At 31.4% G+C, this 1,584-nt stretch carries 1 protein-coding gene; it reads right to left on the bottom strand.

Annotated features, from left to right (window positions below; all coding sequences use genetic code 11):
* Positions 1–197: 197 nt before the first annotated feature.
* Positions 198–1,358, bottom strand: a complete 1,161-nt coding sequence (locus E1171_RS01595; RefSeq protein ID WP_246164111.1) for a glycosyltransferase family 4 protein — start codon at positions 1,356–1,358, stop codon at positions 198–200.
* Between the last annotated feature and the right edge of the window lie 226 nt (positions 1,359–1,584).

The following is a 1,584-nucleotide window of genomic DNA, read 5'->3' as shown; positions in this document are numbered from 1 at the left end:
CCTTAAGGGAATATAATTCACTGGATATTTAAGAAGAAAAGGATAATTACCCTACCTAAAGGATTTCAAGCTAATTGTCAATAAATAATCAGAAAAACCATGAAATGAAAATGAAATCAATGGAAAAAATCCAAAAGTAGGAAGTTCAAAAAATCAATATAAATCTTAAAAGTTCAAACTCGATCTTTTAAAATCCGTTAGTTCATAACAAATTTTATCTCCTGAATACACTTTAGATAACTACCAATCACTATATCCTCACTAAACTCCTTTTCCATTTTTTTCCTACCATTTTTCCCCATCTTTATCCTTGCTTCTTGTGGTAAAGAAAACATCATTTCCATCTTTTTTGCAAGATCGGTGTGGTCTTGCACTTTACATAATAGTCCATTAAAATTATCCTCCACCACATTATTACAGCCTGCCACATCGGTAGCCACAATAGGTTTGGCGCTACTTGCTGCCTCCAACAGTGTTCTAGGGGTTCCTTCCCTGTAAGAAGGAAGCACCACACAGTCTGCATTCTGAATATAGGGACGAACATCTTCTGTAGTACCTAAATACTCGATGATATTATTATCCACCCAGCTTTTTACTTTTTCCTGTGATATTCCTCTTTTGTGTTCTGTATCTATAGCCCCTAAAATTTGAAATTTAGCCTGAATTCCCATATTTCTCAATTCCTCCACAGCCTTTACATATTCGATTATTCCTTTATCGATCAATAAGCGGGAAATTAAAAGAAAGGTAAATATATTATCGGTCACATTTTCTTTCCCAACATTTGGAGTGAACTGGTCGAGACGAATTCCCGATCCTGGAATCACCTCAGTTTGTACACTGTTTACTAGACTTCTGTCAATGAAAAGTTGCTGATCTTGGGAGTTTTGAAAAAAAACCTTTTTAGGAAAGCGAAAAGTAAACTTATACATCGTAAAGGCAATCTTAGAAACCAAATTTTCATTTAAAAATACGGTTCCCAGACCACATACATTATTTATGACAGGAATGTTAAGGACTCTAGCAGCCAGTGTTCCGTAAATGTTGGGTTTAATCGTAAAGTGAAGGATAATATCAGGCTTTATTCTTTTATAAATTTGAAATAATTCAAGTGTCAATCCAAAGTCTTTTACAGGATTAGCTCCTCTACTATCCATAGTGACTTTTTCGTATTGACAGCCTAGCTCAACTAATTTATGACTGAATTGGTCCTCCGGTGCTATAGCAAAAACTTCAAATCCTTTTTGCATTAAGGCTTTAACCAAACCCTTTCTAAAATTATATATGTTCCAAGAAGTATTTAAAACAATGGCAACCCTCATAGGGTATAAAAATACCCAAAAATACCTATTTAACATTATAATGTTTTAAAAAAAAGTTTACATAAATTTTATTTAAGTTAAAATAATTTATATTATTCAAATAATTAGTATAAATTTATTTGAAAAAAAGTTTTTAATTAAATAACATAAAATATTGACTATAAATAAGTTTGCTGCAAATTTGACACACTGATTTTTGTTACATATTTTTTGAAAGAAACTTTGTTTAATTTTAAAATGCTGGGTTAATTTTCAAAAAAAA

Source organism: Xanthovirga aplysinae, from assembly GCF_009711365.1.
GTDB lineage: Bacteria > Bacteroidota > Bacteroidia > Cytophagales > Cyclobacteriaceae > Xanthovirga > Xanthovirga aplysinae.
Note: the sequence above shows the minus strand (reverse complement) of the source record. Positions and strands in the feature narration are given on the sequence as shown.

Bases quoted from the DNA above. Each gene is read 5' to 3' on its own strand.
- E1171_RS01595 (WP_246164111.1), bottom strand. From the start codon at position 1,358: ATGTTAAATAGGTATTTTTGGGTATTTTTATACCCTATGAGGGTTGCC.